Source organism: Pasteurella canis (assembly GCF_900454865.1).
Lineage (GTDB): Bacteria > Pseudomonadota > Gammaproteobacteria > Enterobacterales > Pasteurellaceae > Pasteurella > Pasteurella canis.
In genome coordinates, this window is sequence record NZ_UGTV01000015.1 from 1,793,224 (window position 1) to 1,810,882 (window position 17,659).

The window sequence follows — 17,659 nt, forward strand, 5'->3', positions numbered from 1 at the left end:
TATTTTGCTGGTTGGCTATTCTACTGAAATTTACAGATCCTTAAAAGAAACATTTTATGATCTAGAATGAGTTAGGATCTGAAAAAAGGATCATACGTTAATGAAAATAAGATCTTTTTATATAAAGAGATCTTATTATTGCTATTATTAAGATCATTAGAATCTGTGATTAAGATCTTTTTCCTATTTAAAATGAATAAGTTAGATCTTATTTTATCCTGTTAAGATCTCTCTTTTTAAGGTTAAAAAACTTGTGTAAAAAAAGCAAAGTTATCCACAATATAAAAATAAATCAATTTTATTCATTGCATAAAAACAGATTTTATACAGTTTTAAACTGACTTATCCACAGTTATAACAATATTTGAGTGCTTAAATGACAAACAAAAAGAGAATAAAAAATGATATGCAAAAAACTTAGCATATCATTTTTATAGAGGAAAAAACTACAATTGATTGGTGAATTGAGGTAACCATTCTTCTGCGGTTTGTTCAGGATCGTTAATATGTAACATATCCATTCTTAAAGAATCACAAAGTTGTAAAGCCTCTTTAGCTAACAGTAATTGTTCAACTTTATTTACTGCATGACAGAAAGTGTCATAGTCAGAATTTCCTAACCCGATCACCGCAAATCGTAAACTTGTTAAAGGTTTTGAATGAAAAGCCAATTTTTCAAATAATGGCTTAATATTATCAGGTAATTCGCCCGCGCCGTGAGTTGAAGTGACAACTAACCAACATTTTTCATTGATAACGTCTTCAATACTTGGTCCGTGTTCTAATCGGACTTCATAGTCTTGTTGCTCAAGCACATCAGCAATATGTTCTGCGACATATTCTGCACCGCCTAGCGTGCTTCCCGTAATAATACAAATTTTGGGTTTCATTAATTCCTCCTAAAAATAAGGCTTAGAAAAACTAAGCCTCAATGAAAAAATCAATTATACGTTGTCAATTTTACCTAACAATGAACGTAAACGTTCTTGCCAGTTTTGGTGCTCACTCTTTAATTGCTCATTTTCGTTGCGTAATGCATCATAAGCTTGTTCTGATTGATTATTTTTTTCTTTTAATTCTTCTATTTCTAATTGAAGCAATTGAATAGTTTCAACTGCTTGTTTAATTTTTTCTTCTAGTTGATCTAAAATTTCTAAAGACATAAAAGCTTCCTCTACTATGTGATAAGTCTGGTTATTCTACTCTAGTTAACTTTGATTGTTAAACGGATGAATAAAATTTCCTTGCAACATTAACATAATTTCTAATTTCATTCGAAAAAATTATTATCATTTTTTTATTTTTAATTACGCAATCGATTGCTAAATGCTAAAATAGCGCTGAGTTTTGATCAACTAAAATAGAGGATAAATAAATATGAATAGAGCATTAGCCATTGAATTTTCAAGAGTCACTGAAGCAGCAGCATTAGCAGGATTTGCTTGGTTGGGGCGTGGTGATAAGGAAGCGGCAGATAATGCTGCAGTCCAAGCAATGCGTCTAATGTTAAATCAAATTGAAATGATAGGTGAGGTAGTTATTGGAGAAGGAGAAATTGATCAAGCACCTATGCTTTATATTGGTGAAAAAGTAGGTGTTGGTAAAGGTGAGGAAGTTTCTATTGCTGTTGATCCAATAGAAGGAACACGAATGACAGCTATGGGACAAGCTAACGCATTATCTGTACTTGCTGCAGGTGGTAAAAACACCTTTTTAAAAGCACCAGATATGTATATGGAAAAATTAGTTGTTGGTCCAGAAGTAAAGGGAATGATTGATTTAAGTTTACCTTTAGAACAAAATTTGCGCCGAGTTGCATCTAAAATGGGTAAACTTCTTTCTCAATTAACTGTGATTACATTAGATAAACCACGTCATCATGAAACAATCAAAAAAATGCAACAGTTAGGTGTGAAAGTACTTGCTATTCCTGATGGTGATGTTGCTGCTTCTATTTTATGTTGTTTACCTGATGGTGGGGTAGATATGTTGTATGGTATTGGTGGTGCGCCAGAAGGCGTGATTGCTGCGGCTGCAGTACGTGCTTTAGGCGGTGAAATGCAAGCGCGTTTATTACCTCGTCATCAGGTAAAAGGTAACACACCTGAAAATCAAGCGATTGCTGCAGATGAAATTCATCGTTGTCAGGCAATGGGAATTGAAGTTAATCAGGTATTAAAATTAGATGATTTGGTTCGTGATGATAACTTAGTTTTTTCCGCGACAGGTATTACAAATGGTGATTTATTGAAAGGAATTCATCGTAAAGGTAATTTAGCTACAACAGAAACCTTATTAATTCGTGGTCGTTCACGTACTATTCGTCGTATTCAATCTGTTCATTATTTAGATAGAAAAGATACTGCGCTTTATCGAATTATTGGTGCATAATTTATTTTTTTTTATAAAAAAGCACTATTTTTATAGTGCTTTTTTAATTTTTTCCAATATTAATTATTCTTTTTCACAGAAGAATTTATGAAGAAGATGCATTATTTCGAGTACTTTAGGATCAGCAATATAATATAATCTTTCTCTATGTCGTTTTTCACAATCAATTAATTTTTTTTCTCTTAATACAGAGAGTTGATTTGATACAGAGGCTTGAGGTAATCCTGTTAACTTAGTAATATCAGTTACATTGCGTTTTTGGTCTAGAATGCAACATAAAATCATTAGTCTATTAGGATTAGAGAATGATTTTAAAAAAGAGGTTGCTTCATCACATTTCGAGAATATTTCTTCCATTATTTTTACTATACTCCAGTATGGTTTTTATTTTCTGTATTCTTTTTATTTATTAAATAAGCATATTCGACTTTTCTAAAATGGGAATAAATTTGGCTATTTATATTAATTAAATAGAGTTTTTTATTTATTTTATTCATTTGGCTGTTAATTGAAATTAAACTTTTTAAACAAGATAGATCAAGGTAATTGACTTGTGATAAATCTAAAATAAAACAAACTATTTTTTTATCTTTATTTAAAATAGTATTAATTTTATTTTCTATATAATCAATGTTAGCAAAATATAAATTACCTTCAATTTTTAGAATAACACTCTCTTCTTTACAGCAGTCATATTGTTTGTATGATATGTCATTTTGATTAATTTGACTAATTTTAGGTTGGATAGTTCGATAAATATATGCTACCAAAGAGATAAGAATACCAGTTGCAAGCCCTATTTCCATTCCTTTAATCAGAGTTAAAATAATAGTTGTAAGCATAACTACTCCTTCCAGCTTATCGTAGCGAAAGGCTTGTTTTAGTGCTGAATAATCGATCATTGGGATAACTGCAATAATAATTGTCACAGATAGGATACTCAGTGGCATATAGTATAAAAAGTCGGAAAACCATAAAATGGTCATTAATGTACCGAATGCAGTAAAAATACTCGCTAATTGTGTTTGAGCACCAGCTTCTTCGTTGACAACAGAACGTGAAAATCCTCCCGTTACTGGCATTCCGCCACTTAATGCAACACCAATATTTGCTATACCTAAACCAAAGAGTTCTTGGTTAGCTTTGATTTGTTCATGTTTTTTTGTTGCTAATAATTTACCAATTGAAATGCTGCTGGCGAAGCTAACGAGACTAATTAAGAATGCGCCAGGTAAAAGTGCGTTGAGTTTTTCAAGAGAAATACTATTCCAGTGAATAAAATCAAATTTAGAGGGGATTTCTCCAACAATTTTGGTATTTTGAAAAAATAGCTGCCAGTACCATATGAAAAATGAAAGTAGCGCTATCACGATGACAGGTGAAAAGCGTCTTAGACTTTGTGAAAGCGTGTTATTTGATATATAACGTGAAAAATGCTTGATTGAATAAAGTAAGCCAAATCCAATGAGACTTAGACAAAATGTGATCCAATTAATATGTTGCAGATCGGCATATAAGGAAACAATAAGATCGTATAAGTTATCACCTTGTGCCTGAATGCCCAGTAAATGTTTAATTTGACTAAAGATAATAATAATTGCAGATGCAGTAGTAAATCCTATGTTGACAGGATTACTTAAGAAGTTAGCCAAAAATCCTAGACGTAAACTACTCATAATAATTAGGATTATGCCTGATAATAGTGCTAATAAAATTACAGTTGTCAAATAGTCTGCAGAGTTAGGGTCTGCATAAGAACTGGCAATGGAAGCGGTCATTAATGATGTAATAGCAATAGGGCCAACAGAAAGTGTTCGACTACTACCAAATAAAGCATATAAAAGCAGTGGTGCAATACTGGAATAAAGACCAATATACGGTGGAACACCTGCTAAAAGTGCATAAGAAAGTGATTGTGGCACTAGCATAAGGGTAACCACAATGGCAGCTAAAAAATCTTGTCTAAATAATGTAATATTATAGTGAGAAAGCCAATGTGTAATAGGCAGATAACGTAACATAGAGAATTAGATAAGAAGGAAGTAGAAGTCTTTTGACTTCTACTTTTTATATTTTTATTGACGATTCCAAGGCATAAATGCTAACAAACGTGCCATTCCACAGAATCCTGTTGTTCCTGCTAATAATAAACCTGCACCAACAAAAGCGCATAATCCATAAAACACAGGTGATACTTGCCAACCTAAAATTGCCCCGAGCAATGTTAAACCTCCTGCAGCAATTTGGACTTGTCTCATCATTTCTAAAGGTTGAGAACGATTGAGGCGAGTTGGCTGGTTGTTGGCCTTCCAAGCATCAATTCCACCTTCTAAAATAAATGCTTGTTTGCCAGAAGTCAGCGCAGAGAGCAAACTGCTTGCTTGCTGTGTGCGACGTCCAGAACGACAATGGAAAATAACCACATTCGCATTAGCGGCATTTCCTTTTAATCCTTGACTCTCCAGTTGTGATAATGGTTGAAGCTCTGCGGCTTCAATATTTTCTCTTAAATATTCATCAGGTTGTCTGATATCTACTAATACTGCACCTTGTTTGAGTTTTTCACATACTTCATTGGTGCTAATTGTTTGAATAGTCATTTATTTTTCCTATATAAGTTAAGATTTGAATAAATTAATTGGAACTTTGAGATAAACTTGACCATTATCTTCTGCTGGTGGTAATGATCCTGCTCGCATATTGACTTGCACAGAAGGAATGATCAGTTTCGGCATAGAAAGTGTTGTGTCGCGATCTTGTCGCATTTTAACAAATTGAGCTTGCTCAATCCCATTATGAATATGGATATTTTGCTCTTTTTGTGCTTTTACAGTAGTTTCATAACAATATTCTGTTCGACCTTGCGGTAAATAATCGTGACACAAGAACATACGTGTTTGTTCTGGTAAGGCAAGCAATTTTTGTACAGATTGATATAAGACATTTGCATCACCGCCAGGAAAATCACAACGGGCTGTACCATAGTCTGGCATGAATAATGTGTCTCCCACGAATACGGCATCACCAATTAAATAACTGACACAGGCAGGTGTATGACCAGGTGTGTGTATGACAGTTACATGAAGATGACCAATTGAAAATTCGTCACCATCACAGAATAATTGATTAAACTGACTGCCATCACGAGCAAATTCTGTTCCTGCATTAAAGGCTTTTCCGAATACATTTTGTACCGTAGTAATATGTTGTCCTATACCCGTTTTTCCACCTAATTTTTCTTGTAAATAAGGTGCTGCTGACAAATGATCTGCATGAACATGCGTTTCTAAAATCCATTCAACCTTCAATTTATGCTGTTTAACATAATCAATAAGGTTGTCGGCAGATTCTGTACTGATATAGCCTGCTGAATAATCTAAATCCAAGACTGAATCAATAACTGCACATGCCTGACTTTTTGGATCGCTTACAACATAACTGTAAGTATTTGTCGCTTTATCAAAAAAAGCTTTTACTTCAGGTGCAATGACGTTTTTCATTATCCTATCCAATCATTAATCTTATTTACAAGAACAGCGACCTACTTTTAAGAAACCTGCAATGGTATACAATAAAATGGCGCTCCCTAAGAATCCACCAATATAAGCTAAGATAACCAAGATCAGATCGATTGGTCCACCTAAATTGCTAATTGAAGATTCAGAAATTGAAAATAAAAAGAACAGTGCAATGACCCCACCAAATAAGCCTAAAAAGCTGCTACCTTTTAAACGGCAAGACACCACGCCTTTTTCTTTGATTAATAAATAAAAGAAAGAACCTAAGACCACCACTACAACGAAGAGAAGTGGCCAAAAGAATGAGCCTAACATAATTTGGGTTACCGCCCAGAGTGTATCAAATTGCATTTCTTTCATTGTTAATTCTCCTTAAGCTAATCCGCGTAACATGCCTAAATAAGTTGGTTTTAAACCTAATGTTTTAATTGCCCATGTTGCCCATAATTCTTCTAACGGTGCAATGATGCCAGGGAAAGATGGCGTCAAGTGATTGTTATAGTCAAATTCAATTAACATGCCTTTACCCAGTTGAGTAATCATTGGGCAAGAAGTGTAACCATTGTAAACTTCATCACAAGGTTTTCCCGCTAACTCGGCTAATAAATGTTCTACTGCAACAGGTACTTGCCATTTAACACTGGCTGCGGTTTTTCCTTTCGGTACACCTGCGACATCACCTACTGCAAACACGTTTTTATAACGGCGATGACGTAGATTGTGTTTTTCAACTTCAACCCAACCATCTGCTGCAAATCCGCCTTCTTGCCAAGCTAGTGGTGAGTTACGCACTGCATCGGGTGCTCTCATTGGAGGTACAACGTTAATAAAATCATAATTAACGTCGACTTTTCCTTCAGGGCTGTTAAATGTTGCAATACGTTTAGCAGGATCAATCGCGGTTAACACGCGGTTATAATCTACATGGATATTTTTTTCAGCAAACAGCATTTTTAATTTTGCATCGACGATAGGTACACTGAATAATGTCTTATTGTGAGCGTTATAAAGCAGTTTAGATTTGTCGAGTGTGCCTCTTCTTTGTAAGTAATCACGAACAATAAAGGCATATTTTAACGGGGCACCAGCACATTTCATTTCTGTTGCAGGACGTAGGAAGACAGCGTCTCCCCCTTTATTTGCAAATTCATCTAATAATTGCCATGTTTTATAGGCACTAGATGGACTGTGATAAACACTACCTAGACCATTTTTGCCAATAAGATTAACATCCATCCCTTCTATTGCGTCGTAATCTAGTTTTAGACCTGTTGCAACAAATAAATAATCGTAGGTGATTTTCTCGCCTGTTGAGGTTGTTAGACTGTTGCTATCTGGATCAAATTCATTCACTGACGCTTGAATCCATTTTACGTTTTCAGGCAAATAATCCGCTGTTTGAGAGACAACATAATTTTCAGGTTTGATTCCCCCTGCAACAAGGGTAAAACCTGGTTGGTAATAGTGTGCGATACGAGAGTCAATTAAGGTAATTTTAGCCGTAGGATCAAGTCGAGCAGCTAGTCGAGAAGCAATCGTCAATCCCGCAGCACCCGCACCCGCTATAACGATATTGGCAGAAGAAGAAATTTTAGGCAAGTTTGCTTTTACACTGCTTGGTAATAGTAATCCAGTACCCCCAATTGCACTGAAGGTGCCCATTGCTAAACCTGAACGTATAAACTGACGTTTACTTTGATTAATCTGATCAAATTGACTCATTATTATCTCCCTTATATTTGGTTATTTTAATATTTTATTTTATAAATATTAAATATATCCAATATGAGAATTAAATCAATAGAAATGTGAATAAATTGTTTTAATTTTGTTAATTTTTATTTTTTAAATAATATTGAGCGAGAAATATTGAGTAGTTTTAGGGGGCGTTATTAAATGATTGATACATTAGTACCAAAATGGTCATAAAACCAACCGTAGTTATTTTTAGCCATTTCTTCAAATTTTTGCTATAATCACAGCAATTTTTTACCGTTTTAAAAGAGAGAAACAATGTCAAATAATACCCCTGAAAATTATGGCGCGAATAGTATTAAGGTCTTGAAAGGACTCGATGCTGTACGTAAACGTCCTGGTATGTACATTGGGGATACAGATGATGGTACGGGTTTACACCACATGGTGTTTGAAGTGGTAGATAATTCAATTGATGAAGCTTTAGCTGGCTATGCCAAAGATATTACGGTAACTATTCATACTGATAATTCAGTGTCTGTACAAGATGACGGTCGTGGTATTCCTGTTGATATTCACCCAGAAGAAGGGGTTTCTGCTGCGGAAGTGATCATGACTGTATTGCACGCAGGCGGTAAATTTGATGATAACTCATATAAAGTATCTGGTGGTTTACATGGCGTGGGTGTATCAGTTGTAAACGCATTGTCTGACAAATTGCAATTAACTATTCGTCGTCAAGGCAAAGTCCACGAACAAATTTATCATTTAGGTGAACCTGAAGCACCATTAGCAGCCATTGGTGAAACAGATCAAACAGGCACCTCAGTTCGTTTCTGGCCAAGCCCAACAATTTTTAACAACATCGAATTTGAATACGACATTTTAGCAAAACGCTTGCGTGAATTGTCATTCTTAAATTCAGGTGTATCGATCAAGTTATTTGATAAACGTAACGATAGACAAGATCACTTCCATTATGAAGGTGGTATTCAAGCCTTCGTTGAATATTTAAATCGTAATAAAAATCCAATTCACCAAAAACCATTCTATTTTTCAACCGAGAAAGACGGCATTGGTGTGGAAGTATCAATGCAATGGAATGACAGCTTTAACGAAAACGTATATTGTTTCACAAACAACATTCCACAACGTGATGGTGGTACGCATTTAGCAGGTTTCCGCGGTGCGTTAACCCGTAGTTTAAATAACTATATGGAAAACGAGGGGCACAATAAAAAATCAAAAGTGGCAACATCAGGTGATGATGCGCGTGAAGGTTTAGTGGCGATTATTTCGGTGAAAGTGCCTGATCCAAAATTCTCTTCACAAACGAAAGATAAATTAGTGTCTTCTGAAGTGAAAAGTGCGGTGGAATCGGTGATGAATGAATATTTGCAACAATATTTATTAGAAAACCCATCTGATGCCAAAATTATTGTGGGCAAAATTATTGATGCGGCTCGTGCGCGTGAAGCGGCGCGTAAAGCACGTGAAATGACTCGCCGTAAAGGTGCATTAGATTTAGGTGGTTTACCAGGTAAACTAGCTGACTGTCAAGAACGTGACCCCGCGTTATCTGAATTGTATCTGGTGGAGGGTGACTCTGCGGGCGGTTCAGCAAAACAAGGGCGTAACCGTAAAAACCAAGCGATTTTGCCATTAAAAGGGAAAATCCTGAACGTAGAAAAAGCACGTTTCGACAAAATGTTATCTTCTGCTGAAGTGGGTACATTAATTACTGCACTTGGCTGTGGTATTGGTCGTGATGAATATAACCCAGAGAAATTGCGTTATCACAGCATTATTATTATGACCGATGCGGACGTGGATGGTGCACATATTCGTACTTTACTGTTGACATTCTTTTATCGTCAAATGCCAGAGTTGATTGAACGTGGGCATGTTTATATTGCACAACCACCTTTATATAAAGTGAAAAAAGGCAAACAAGAGCAATATATCAAAGATGATGAAGCGATGGTGCAATATGAAGTTGCTTTAGCGTTAGAAAATGCTGCACTTTATGTGAATGAAAATGCGCCTGCGATGAATGGATTAGCTTTAGAAACTTTAGTTTCTGAATATAATGCTGTTCAGAAAATGATTGCACGTTTAGCACGCTATTATCCTGAAGCTGTATTGAAAGAACTTATTTATCATCCTGAATTAACAACAGAATTAATGGCACAAGAAAGTGCCGTAGAAACTTGGATTTCAACATTAGTTGAAAAGTTAGCGGCAAAAGAAACTAATGGTAACCATTATAGCTATCGACTTGTATTTAATAATGAACGGCATTTACATGAAGCAGTATTGACAGTACGTACTCATGGAATTGATACAGATTATTTCCTCAATTTCCAATTTGCTACAGGTAGTGAATATGCCCGTATTATGAAATTAGGCAAACAATTAGTTGGTCTAATTGAAGAGGGAGCTTATATTACACGTGGCGAACGTAAACTAGGCATTACTTCATTTGAACAAGCGATAGAATGGTTAGTGAAAGAGTCACGTCGTGGTTTAATGGTACAACGTTATAAAGGATTAGGTGAAATGAATCCTGAACAACTTTGGGAAACCACAATGGATCCAAATGCACGTCGTATGTTAAAAGTATCTATTAAAGATGCTGTCGCGGCAGATCAATTATTTACCACATTAATGGGTGATGAAGTGGAGCCACGCCGTGAATTTATTGAAAGTAATGCACTACATGCGAATTTAGATATTTAAAAAAATTTATTTCAATCTATTAAAGTGCGGTTAAAATAAATCCAATTTTAACCGCACTTTTTTATATCATGTTTTATCAAATTCTAGCTTTATGTATTTGGGCGAGTTCTCTCGTTGCGGGTAAATATGCATTTACTATGCTTGATCCTGTACTCACTGTTCAAGTACGCTTAATTATTATTTCATTTCTTATTTTTCCGTTGTTTTTACGTCATTGGAAAAAAGTAGATAAACACTGGCGTAGTCAATTGTGGTGGCTTGGTTTTATTAATTACCCTGTAATTTTTTTATTACAATTTATTGGTTTGAAATATACCTCTGCAGCAAGTGCAGTGACAATTATTGGTTTGGAACCATTATTAATAGTTTTTATTGGACATTTCTTTTTTCAAGATAAAGCCTGTTGGTATCATTGGTTATTCGGTGTGATCGCTTTCTTAGGTGTTGCTATGTTAATTATTGGTGGTGGAGATACAGGTGAAATCAGCCTGTTAGGTTGTGGCTTAGTATTATTAGCTGGTATTTGTTTTTCTGCGAGTTTACGTTGGACTAAAAAGATGATTACACATATAACAGCACCTGCCTATACCGCAATTTCAGTTGTATTAGGTGCAATAACGTGTTTACCTTTTACACTGCTACTAACACAAGATTGGCAAATAAATTGGAATTGGCAAGGGATTGCTGGATTACTTTATCTTTCTATTTTCTTTAGCTGGATTGCTTATTGGTTATGGAATAAAGGACTCAATGCTACTCATACTAATTTAACAGGATTATTAACCGCACTTGAACCTATTTTTGGTGTCTTTTTAGCAATTATATTACTAGGTGAATCGATTTCATTATTATCTTGGTTTGGCATTGTTGTTATTATTAGTGCAACATTAATAGCCAGTCTTATGCCTAAACTAAGTAAAAAATAATTCTATTTTTTATTGCTTAAATAGTCAGTAAGTTTGAGTAAGCTTGCTGGCTTGTTTTTTTTATTTTTAATAAAAGCAATTCTCATTTGTGTTAGAATAATGCGCTTTGATTTGAACTAAGATTTTTTAAGGACAAATATTTTATGATGATCGATAAACGATTGATAAATACAGTGTCTGATAGCAAAAAATGGGTCGCCAAAACAGTGTTATGGAGCTGGGTTGCACTAGTAGCGAGCATAGTAAGTGTGGTCATTTTTGCGCTGTGTTTAGAACAAGCCTTTGAGCAAACATTAACACTTGGCACATTGTTTAGCTATGCAATTAACTTAGTTGTTGCCCTTGCAGTACGGGCTTTTGCAGGCAAGATGTCAGTAAAAGCCTCTTATCAAGCCAGTACCAACGTTAAACATGAATTGCGCACGCTTATTTTCCAAAAATTAGCTGCAATGCCGTTAAATCAAGTCAACCAACAATCTACCTCATCAATTATCCAAGTGGCATCAGAAGGGGTCGAACAGCTAGAAATCTATTTTGGTCGCTATTTACCACAACTGTTTTACAGCCTGCTAGCACCATTAACCTTATTTATTTTCCTTGTTTGGTTTAATGCGCCAACTGCGTTAATTTTATTAGTTTGTGTGCCCTTAATTCCGATGTCGATTATTGCAGTGAATAAAATTGCAAAACGTTTACTGCATAAGTATTGGTCTATTTATGTGGGATTGGGCAGCAGCTTCTTAGATAATTTACAAGGGTTGATTACCTTAAAAATCTATCAAGATGACGGCTACAAAGCGAAACAAATGGATATTGAGGCGGAAAAATTCCGTACTATTACAATGAAAGTACTCACCATGCAGCTCAACTCCGTATCCTTGATGGACTTGTTGGCTTACGGTGGTGCAGCAATCGGTATTTTGACCGCACTTCTACAATTCCAATCAGATAATTTAGGCATTTTCGGTGTGATTTTATTTATCTTATTGGCTTCAGAGTTCTTTATTCCATTGCGTTTGCTTGGCTCGTTCTTCCATGTGGCAATGAACGGCAAAGCTGCCTCAGACAAAATTTTCACATTATTAGATACACCAGTAGAAACCAACGAAAGTGAGGTGGCTTTTAAAGCAGAAAACCAAGTTCAGGTGGATATCCAAAATTTACACTTTGCCTATAACGCTGAAAAACAAGCGATTAATGGTTTAGATTTGACGATTCAACCAAAACAATTAACCGTTTTTGTGGGTAAAAGTGGCTGCGGTAAATCCACTTTAGTGTCCTTATTAATGGGCTTCCAGAAAGCACAACAAGGCAAGATTTTATTCAATCAGCAAGAAATTCAAGATCTTGATCGCCACTCGTTCTATCATCACGTGTCATTAGTCAGTCACAGCTCTTATGTGTTCAAAGGCACCTTGCGTGAAAATATGTTAATGGCGAACCTAAACGCCACAGATGAACAAATTTACGATGTGTTAGAACAAGTTAACCTTGCCAACTTTGTACGTGAAAATGGCGGTTTAGATATGGCATTGTTAAGCCGTGGCAGTAACTTATCTGGCGGACAAATTCAACGTTTAGCCCTTGCACGTGCCTTATTACATAATGCAAGTTTCTACATTTTCGATGAAGCCACCAGCAACATTGATGTGGAAAGTGAAGAAATTATTTTGAATTTCATTCAACGTTTAAAAGCAGAAAAAACTATTGTGATGATTTCCCACCGTTTAGCAAATGCCGTCAAAGCGGATCAAATTTATGTATTACAACAAGGAGTATTAGCAGAGCAAGGCAACCACGAAAGTTTAATGGCGACAAATGGCATTTATGCGGAAATGTTCAATCAACAACGCAACTTAGAGAATATCCGCGAAAATACTCGCAACGGAGGGCAACAATATGCGTAAAAATGGTTTTGCCATTATGTGGCAATTATTGAAGTTAGTGACACCATTAGCCCATATTATGAGCTTCACCATTATTATGGGAGTACTTGGTTTTTTAGCTGCTATCTTCATTATGGTGCTTGGTGCGATGGGCTTATCTAACTTATTGGATTTCCCAACTCATCTCAGTTTTTCGCAAATTTTGACCGCACTTATCGTCTTAGCGGTAGCACGCGGCATCTTACGCTACCTTGAACAAATGTCAGGGCATTACATTGCGTTCAAATTGTTAGCCTTATTACGTGATAAAGTGTTCACTGCCTTGCGTAAACTAGCATTTGTGAAATTACAGGGTAAGCAATCAGGGCAATTATTATCATTAGTGACCAATGACATTGAATTGTTAGAAGTGTTCTATGCACACACTATCGCCCCAATTATGATTGCATTCTTAACCTCAAGCTTTTTATTGGCAGTGTTTACGCACATTTCTTTGTGGTTTACGCTAATTGCATTTTTAGCCTATATCACCATTGGTTTAATTCTACCAATTATCACGACAAAAATGGCCCGTGAAGACGGGCGTATTTACCGTGAGCTCGTAGGTGAAATGAACGATTATTTTCTCGATAGCATTCGTGGAATGAAAGAATTGCAACTGTTTGGTAATGAAAAAGAGCGTTTGGCTGGCATTCACCAACGTAGTGAAAAAATCGACCAAGCCTTTTTAAAAATCAAACAACAAGAAGGTAAAGTGCGTTCTTATACAGAAATTGCGGTTTCTGCTTTCAATATCCTGATTTTAATCGCTGGCGTAGTGCTATATTTGAATCAACAAATCAACTTTGCAGGTTTATTAATCGCAGTGATTCTATTGATGTCCAGCTATGGGCCTGTGATTGCGTTAAGTAATTTGTCTAATAACTTATTGCAAACCCTAGCCAGTGGTGAGCGTGTACTGGGTTTATTAGCCGAAGAACCGCACTTAAAAGACGTGGTGAAAGGCGTTGATTTAACCGATGCGAACCAACTTGATGTTGAACATTTAAGTTTTGCTTATGATAACGAACAAATCCTTTCAAATGTGAATTTACGTTTAACTAAAGGCGAAATTTTAGGCATTCACGGACGTAGTGGCAGTGGCAAAAGTACTTTATTGAAATTGATTATGCGTTTTTACGATCCACAATCAGGGACAATCCGCATCAATGGCAAAGATTTAAAAGAAATTAATACCCTCAGCTTGCGTGATAATATCGCTTACATCACCCAACAAACCTATATTTTCAATGAAACTATCTATGAAAATATTTTGATGGCAGATCGCCGTGCAAGCAAAGAACAAGTAATTGAGGCAGCGAAAAAAGCTTCGATTCACGACTTTATTATGAGCTTACCAGAAGGTTATGACACTAAAGTCACCGAGCTAGGCAGTAACTTATCGGACGGTGAAAAACAACGTATCGGCATTGCTCGTGCGTTCTTGCACAATGCGCCAATTATCTTACTGGATGAGCCAACCAGTAACTTAGACAGCTTAAACGAAGCGATTATTTTGCAGTCATTACTCAATGTGAAATCGGAAAAACTAATTGTATTAGTCAGCCACCGCGCTTCAACAATGGCAATCTGCGATCAAGTGATTCATATTGAGAACGGACGAATGTCGTAAGCTCACGCTATTCTTTACTCTCAATCCCTTAACATTAAGTGCGGTCTGTTTTTTCAAAATTTCTAAAAAATCGACCGCACTTTTCTTTTTCTTAAATTACAAATAATCTAGCGAAATTTTCATCAATTCCAGTTATAGTAGAAAGTGCCTGTTTAACTACAAACTAAGGAGAAATGATGAAAGTCACCAGTTCAGCCATTAAAAATGGGGCATTTGAAGACAAATTCGGTAAGCGAGGTAGTCAATTTAGCCCAAATGGTATGCCAACTTATTCTATTCCTTTTGAAATTAGTGATGTTCCTAAAGGGACGCAATCTTTTGCAGTCGTGTTAGAAGATAAAGATGCGATTACGGCGAGTGGTTTCGTTTGGATTCATTGGTTAATCGCTAATTTAGAGCGCACTTCTGTGCAAGAAAATGAAAGTTTAACTGCGACTGATTATGTGCAAGGGGCGAACTCGTGGGCAAGCGTGTTAGGCAAATTTGATATTGCTGAAGCCTCTGTTTATGGTGGAATGGCACCGCCAAATTGTCAACATCGCTATGAATTGATTGTGTATGCTTTGGATTGCACATTAGATCTGGAAGCAGGATTCCGCTTTAATGATCTTCATTTTGCAATGCAGGGGCATATTTTGGATCAAGCCGTTGTGATGGGGACTTATGATGTTTAGCTAATAGATTTTATTGCAAATATTTCAAGTATATTCTTTTTTATTTTTGTATAAAGTACGGTGTGTTTTGACTAAATTTGAACATACTTGTTTGATTAAACAGCAAAGATCAATATTCCTGTGATTGTAGGTGATATATGTTAGAAAAAATGTCAGAAGCGCAATATAAAAGAATTGTTGAAAACAATAGGGGACTTACATTAATTGGTATGTTTTCCAGTTTTCAAGTGTGTTTCGGCGATATACAAGATAAACCCGAAATCAAAGAAATGTTTTTAGAATTGATGGCAGATTTAATGAAAACAGGGGAACTCAAGTTAGCGACTCAAGGCAAATTCCTCGAAGGGTCGATTGAAGAACAGATTGATGTATTTCGCCAAGCTTGGCCAGATCATTATGATGAAAATGAATTAGAATATGATATTGATAATACATGGTGGATTACTTATGCCCCAGCAGGTGCAGTGTGGATTTGCGAAGATGGTTATGAAGAATGGACTTAGCGAGATAAAAGTGCTAGATGATAGTGTTAAATTATGGAGAATGAATAAATTTGAACTGAAATTTCAATAAAGTAAGGAGGTGAACATGTTAGAGAAAATGTCAGAAGCGCAATATAAAAGAATTGTTGAAGAGAATCGGGGACTTGTTTTAGATGGTTTATTTGCTAATTTTCAAGAGTGTTATGGTGATATACGAGATAAACCCGAAATCAAAGAAATGTTTTTAGAATTGATGGCAGATTTAATGAAAACAGGGGAACTCAAGTTAGCGACTCAAGGCAAATTCCTCGAAGGGTCGATTGAAGAACAGATTGATGTATTTCGTCAAGCTTGGCCAGATCATTATGATGAAAATGAAATGGAATATGATATTGATAATACATGGTGGATTACTTATGCCCCAGCAGGTGCAGTGTGGATTTGGGAAGATGGTTATGAAGATTGGACCTAACTAGATAAAAGTGCGGTGTGTTTTGAAAAAGTTTTACGCTTTGAGGAATTGACTGTTTTTTGTATAAGATGAGGTTATATCGTCGATTGAGTTTGCGCTGGTGTTTACATGAACGAATATGTTTCTCATTTTGTTGCTAACGCGTTCGTCAGAGAAGAACGCTATCCAAGGGGGGAAATCAATAGAGTTAAAGTTTCAATAACCATAGTGGAGAAGGAATATGAATCCTAATATGAAAAAGAAAATATTGGAAAAATCTAAAGGATTACCTCTTTTCGCATTATTAGCGGAATTTGAAGATTATTTTGGTTCAGTAAAAGATTCAGATGAAACAAAAGAATTATTTCTTTCTTTTATTGCAGAATTAATGCATGACGGCGAATTGAAATTTGCAATACAAGGCAAATTCCTCGAAGGGTCGATTGAAGAACAGATTGATGTATTTCGCCAAGCCTGGCCAGATCATTATGATGATAAGGAATTGGAATATGATATTGATAATACATGGTGGATTACTTATGCCCCAGCAGGTGCAGTGTGGATTTGGGAAGATGGTTATGAAGATTGGACCTAACTAGATAAAAGTGCGGTGTGTTTTGAAAAAGTTTTACGCTTTGAGGAATTGACTGTTTTTTGTATAAGATGAGGTTATATCGTCGATTGAGTTTGCGCTGGTGTTTACATGAACGAATATGTTTCTCATTTTGTTGCTAACGCGTTCGTCAGAGAAGAACGCTATCCAAGGGGGGAAATCAATAGAGTTAAAGTTTCAATAACCATAGTGGAGAAGGAATATGAATCCTAATATGAAAAAGAAAATATTGGAAAAATCTAAAGGATTACCTCTTTTCGCATTATTAGCGGAATTTGAAGATTATTTTGGTTCAGTAAAAGATTCAGATGAAACAAAAGAATTATTTCTTTCTTTTATTGCAGAATTAATGCATGACGGCGAATTGAAATTTGCAATACAAGGCAAATTCCTCGAAGGGTCGATTGAAGAACAGATTGATGTATTTCGCCAAGCTTGGCCAGATCATTATGATGAAAATGAAATGGAATATGATATTGATAATACATGGTGGATTACTTATGCCCCAGCAGGTGCAGTGTGGATTTGCGAAGATGGTTATGAAGAATGGACTTAGCGAGATAAAAGTGCTAGATGATAGTGTTAAATTATGGAGAATGAATAAATTTGAAC

At 35.8% G+C, this 17,659-nt stretch carries 18 protein-coding genes; 10 read left to right on the forward strand and 8 right to left on the reverse strand.

The window, feature by feature from the left end:
* Positions 1-446: 446 nt before the first annotated feature.
* Positions 447-890, reverse strand: coding sequence for an FMN-binding protein MioC (mioC, locus tag DYE19_RS09045; protein ID WP_115323318.1), 444 nt, complete (start codon positions 888-890; stop codon positions 447-449).
* 54 nt (positions 891-944) lie between these two features.
* Complete coding sequence (zapB, locus tag DYE19_RS09050; protein WP_049214360.1) at positions 945-1,163, reverse strand: cell division protein ZapB; 219 nt, start codon at positions 1,161-1,163, stop codon at positions 945-947.
* A 214-nt stretch (positions 1,164-1,377) separates the two neighbouring features.
* Here zapB and glpX point away from each other — a divergent pair, with 214 nt between their 5' ends.
* On the forward strand, positions 1,378-2,391 hold the full coding sequence (gene glpX, locus DYE19_RS09055; RefSeq protein ID WP_115323319.1) for a class II fructose-bisphosphatase: 1,014 nt from the start codon (positions 1,378-1,380) through the stop codon (positions 2,389-2,391).
* Between the two features lie 63 nt (positions 2,392-2,454).
* Here the strand turns inward: glpX and DYE19_RS09060 are convergent, their stop codons facing one another.
* Genes DYE19_RS09060 through DYE19_RS09085 form a run of 6 tightly spaced genes read right to left on the reverse strand, consistent with a single transcriptional unit; the run spans position 2,455 to position 7,631 of the window.
* On the reverse strand, positions 2,455-2,748 hold the full coding sequence (locus DYE19_RS09060) for an ArsR/SmtB family transcription factor (protein ID WP_115322274.1): 294 nt from the start codon (positions 2,746-2,748) through the stop codon (positions 2,455-2,457).
* Positions 2,749-2,756: 8 nt separating this feature from the next.
* The gene (locus DYE19_RS09065; RefSeq protein ID WP_115322275.1) at positions 2,757-4,412 is read right to left on the reverse strand and encodes a SulP family inorganic anion transporter; all 1,656 of its coding nucleotides are present in this window, start codon (positions 4,410-4,412) and stop codon (positions 2,757-2,759) included.
* Between the two features lie 54 nt (positions 4,413-4,466).
* Entirely contained in the window at positions 4,467-4,991 is a 525-nt protein-coding gene (locus DYE19_RS09070; protein ID WP_049214356.1) for a rhodanese family protein, read from the reverse strand.
* An 18-nt stretch (positions 4,992-5,009) separates the two neighbouring features.
* On the reverse strand, positions 5,010-5,891 hold the full coding sequence (locus DYE19_RS09075) for an MBL fold metallo-hydrolase (protein WP_115323320.1): 882 nt from the start codon (positions 5,889-5,891) through the stop codon (positions 5,010-5,012).
* A 21-nt stretch (positions 5,892-5,912) separates the two neighbouring features.
* Positions 5,913-6,269, reverse strand: a complete 357-nt coding sequence (locus tag DYE19_RS09080; RefSeq protein ID WP_049214354.1) for a DUF5368 family protein — start codon at positions 6,267-6,269, stop codon at positions 5,913-5,915.
* Positions 6,270-6,281: 12 nt separating this feature from the next.
* Positions 6,282-7,631, reverse strand: a complete 1,350-nt coding sequence (locus DYE19_RS09085) for an NAD(P)/FAD-dependent oxidoreductase (protein ID WP_115323321.1) — start codon at positions 7,629-7,631, stop codon at positions 6,282-6,284.
* A gap of 291 nt (positions 7,632-7,922) precedes the next feature.
* Here DYE19_RS09085 and gyrB point away from each other — a divergent pair, with 291 nt between their 5' ends.
* The 9 genes from gyrB (at position 7,923) to DYE19_RS09130 (ending at position 17,603) form a co-directional block, all read left to right on the forward strand.
* A complete protein-coding gene (gyrB, locus tag DYE19_RS09090) occupies positions 7,923-10,343 on the forward strand; it encodes a DNA topoisomerase (ATP-hydrolyzing) subunit B (protein ID WP_115323322.1) in 2,421 nt (806 codons plus the stop codon).
* A gap of 68 nt (positions 10,344-10,411) precedes the next feature.
* Positions 10,412-11,269: a DMT family transporter gene (locus DYE19_RS09095; RefSeq protein ID WP_115323323.1), complete on the forward strand. Its 858-nt coding sequence runs from the start codon at positions 10,412-10,414 to the stop codon at positions 11,267-11,269.
* 143 nt (positions 11,270-11,412) lie between these two features.
* Positions 11,413-13,176, forward strand: a complete 1,764-nt coding sequence (locus DYE19_RS09100) for an ABC transporter ATP-binding protein/permease (RefSeq protein WP_115323324.1) — start codon at positions 11,413-11,415, stop codon at positions 13,174-13,176.
* Positions 13,169-14,827, forward strand: coding sequence for a thiol reductant ABC exporter subunit CydC (gene cydC, locus DYE19_RS09105; RefSeq protein WP_005763903.1), 1,659 nt, complete (start codon positions 13,169-13,171; stop codon positions 14,825-14,827). Before DYE19_RS09100 ends, cydC begins: the two co-directional genes overlap by 8 nt.
* Positions 14,828-15,003: 176 nt before the next feature.
* A complete protein-coding gene (locus DYE19_RS09110; protein ID WP_049214348.1) occupies positions 15,004-15,501 on the forward strand; it encodes a YbhB/YbcL family Raf kinase inhibitor-like protein in 498 nt (165 codons plus the stop codon).
* 137 nt (positions 15,502-15,638) lie between these two features.
* Positions 15,639-16,004 (forward strand): DUF596 domain-containing protein, encoded by a 366-nt coding sequence (locus DYE19_RS09115; protein ID WP_115323325.1) that lies wholly within the window; start codon positions 15,639-15,641, stop codon positions 16,002-16,004.
* Positions 16,005-16,089: 85 nt separating this feature from the next.
* Positions 16,090-16,455: a DUF596 domain-containing protein gene (locus DYE19_RS09120; protein ID WP_049215862.1), complete on the forward strand. Its 366-nt coding sequence runs from the start codon at positions 16,090-16,092 to the stop codon at positions 16,453-16,455.
* 232 nt (positions 16,456-16,687) lie between these two features.
* Positions 16,688-17,029, forward strand: a complete 342-nt coding sequence (locus tag DYE19_RS09125) for a DUF596 domain-containing protein (RefSeq protein WP_255313150.1) — start codon at positions 16,688-16,690, stop codon at positions 17,027-17,029.
* Positions 17,030-17,261: 232 nt separating this feature from the next.
* Positions 17,262-17,603 (forward strand): DUF596 domain-containing protein, encoded by a 342-nt coding sequence (locus DYE19_RS09130; RefSeq protein WP_228402687.1) that lies wholly within the window; start codon positions 17,262-17,264, stop codon positions 17,601-17,603.
* Positions 17,604-17,659: the final 56 nt, after the last annotated feature.

Excerpts from the sequence above, each read along its gene's own strand:
- zapB (WP_049214360.1), bottom strand. The coding sequence starts at position 1,163 with ATGTCTTTAGAAATTTTAGATCAACTAGAAGAAAAAATTAAACAAGCA.
- DYE19_RS09095 (WP_115323323.1), top strand. The coding sequence starts at position 10,412 with ATGTTTTATCAAATTCTAGCTTTATGTATTTGGGCGAGTTCTCTCGTT.
- DYE19_RS09110 (WP_049214348.1), top strand. The coding sequence starts at position 15,004 with ATGAAAGTCACCAGTTCAGCCATTAAAAATGGGGCATTTGAAGACAAA.
- DYE19_RS09070 (WP_049214356.1), bottom strand. The coding sequence starts at position 4,991 with ATGACTATTCAAACAATTAGCACCAATGAAGTATGTGAAAAACTCAAA.
- DYE19_RS09115 (WP_115323325.1), top strand. The coding sequence starts at position 15,639 with ATGTTAGAAAAAATGTCAGAAGCGCAATATAAAAGAATTGTTGAAAAC.
- cydC (WP_005763903.1), top strand. The coding sequence starts at position 13,169 with ATGCGTAAAAATGGTTTTGCCATTATGTGGCAATTATTGAAGTTAGTG.
- DYE19_RS09130 (WP_228402687.1), top strand. The coding sequence starts at position 17,262 with ATGAAAAAGAAAATATTGGAAAAATCTAAAGGATTACCTCTTTTCGCA.
- gyrB (WP_115323322.1), top strand. The coding sequence starts at position 7,923 with ATGTCAAATAATACCCCTGAAAATTATGGCGCGAATAGTATTAAGGTC.
- DYE19_RS09080 (WP_049214354.1), bottom strand. The coding sequence starts at position 6,269 with ATGAAAGAAATGCAATTTGATACACTCTGGGCGGTAACCCAAATTATG.
- DYE19_RS09100 (WP_115323324.1), top strand. The coding sequence starts at position 11,413 with ATGATGATCGATAAACGATTGATAAATACAGTGTCTGATAGCAAAAAA.
- DYE19_RS09085 (WP_115323321.1), bottom strand. The coding sequence starts at position 7,631 with ATGAGTCAATTTGATCAGATTAATCAAAGTAAACGTCAGTTTATACGT.
- DYE19_RS09060 (WP_115322274.1), bottom strand. The coding sequence starts at position 2,748 with ATGGAAGAAATATTCTCGAAATGTGATGAAGCAACCTCTTTTTTAAAA.
- glpX (WP_115323319.1), top strand. The coding sequence starts at position 1,378 with ATGAATAGAGCATTAGCCATTGAATTTTCAAGAGTCACTGAAGCAGCA.
- DYE19_RS09125 (WP_255313150.1), top strand. The coding sequence starts at position 16,688 with ATGAAAAAGAAAATATTGGAAAAATCTAAAGGATTACCTCTTTTCGCA.
- mioC (WP_115323318.1), bottom strand. The coding sequence starts at position 890 with ATGAAACCCAAAATTTGTATTATTACGGGAAGCACGCTAGGCGGTGCA.
- DYE19_RS09120 (WP_049215862.1), top strand. The coding sequence starts at position 16,090 with ATGTTAGAGAAAATGTCAGAAGCGCAATATAAAAGAATTGTTGAAGAG.
- DYE19_RS09075 (WP_115323320.1), bottom strand. The coding sequence starts at position 5,891 with ATGAAAAACGTCATTGCACCTGAAGTAAAAGCTTTTTTTGATAAAGCG.
- DYE19_RS09065 (WP_115322275.1), bottom strand. The coding sequence starts at position 4,412 with ATGTTACGTTATCTGCCTATTACACATTGGCTTTCTCACTATAATATT.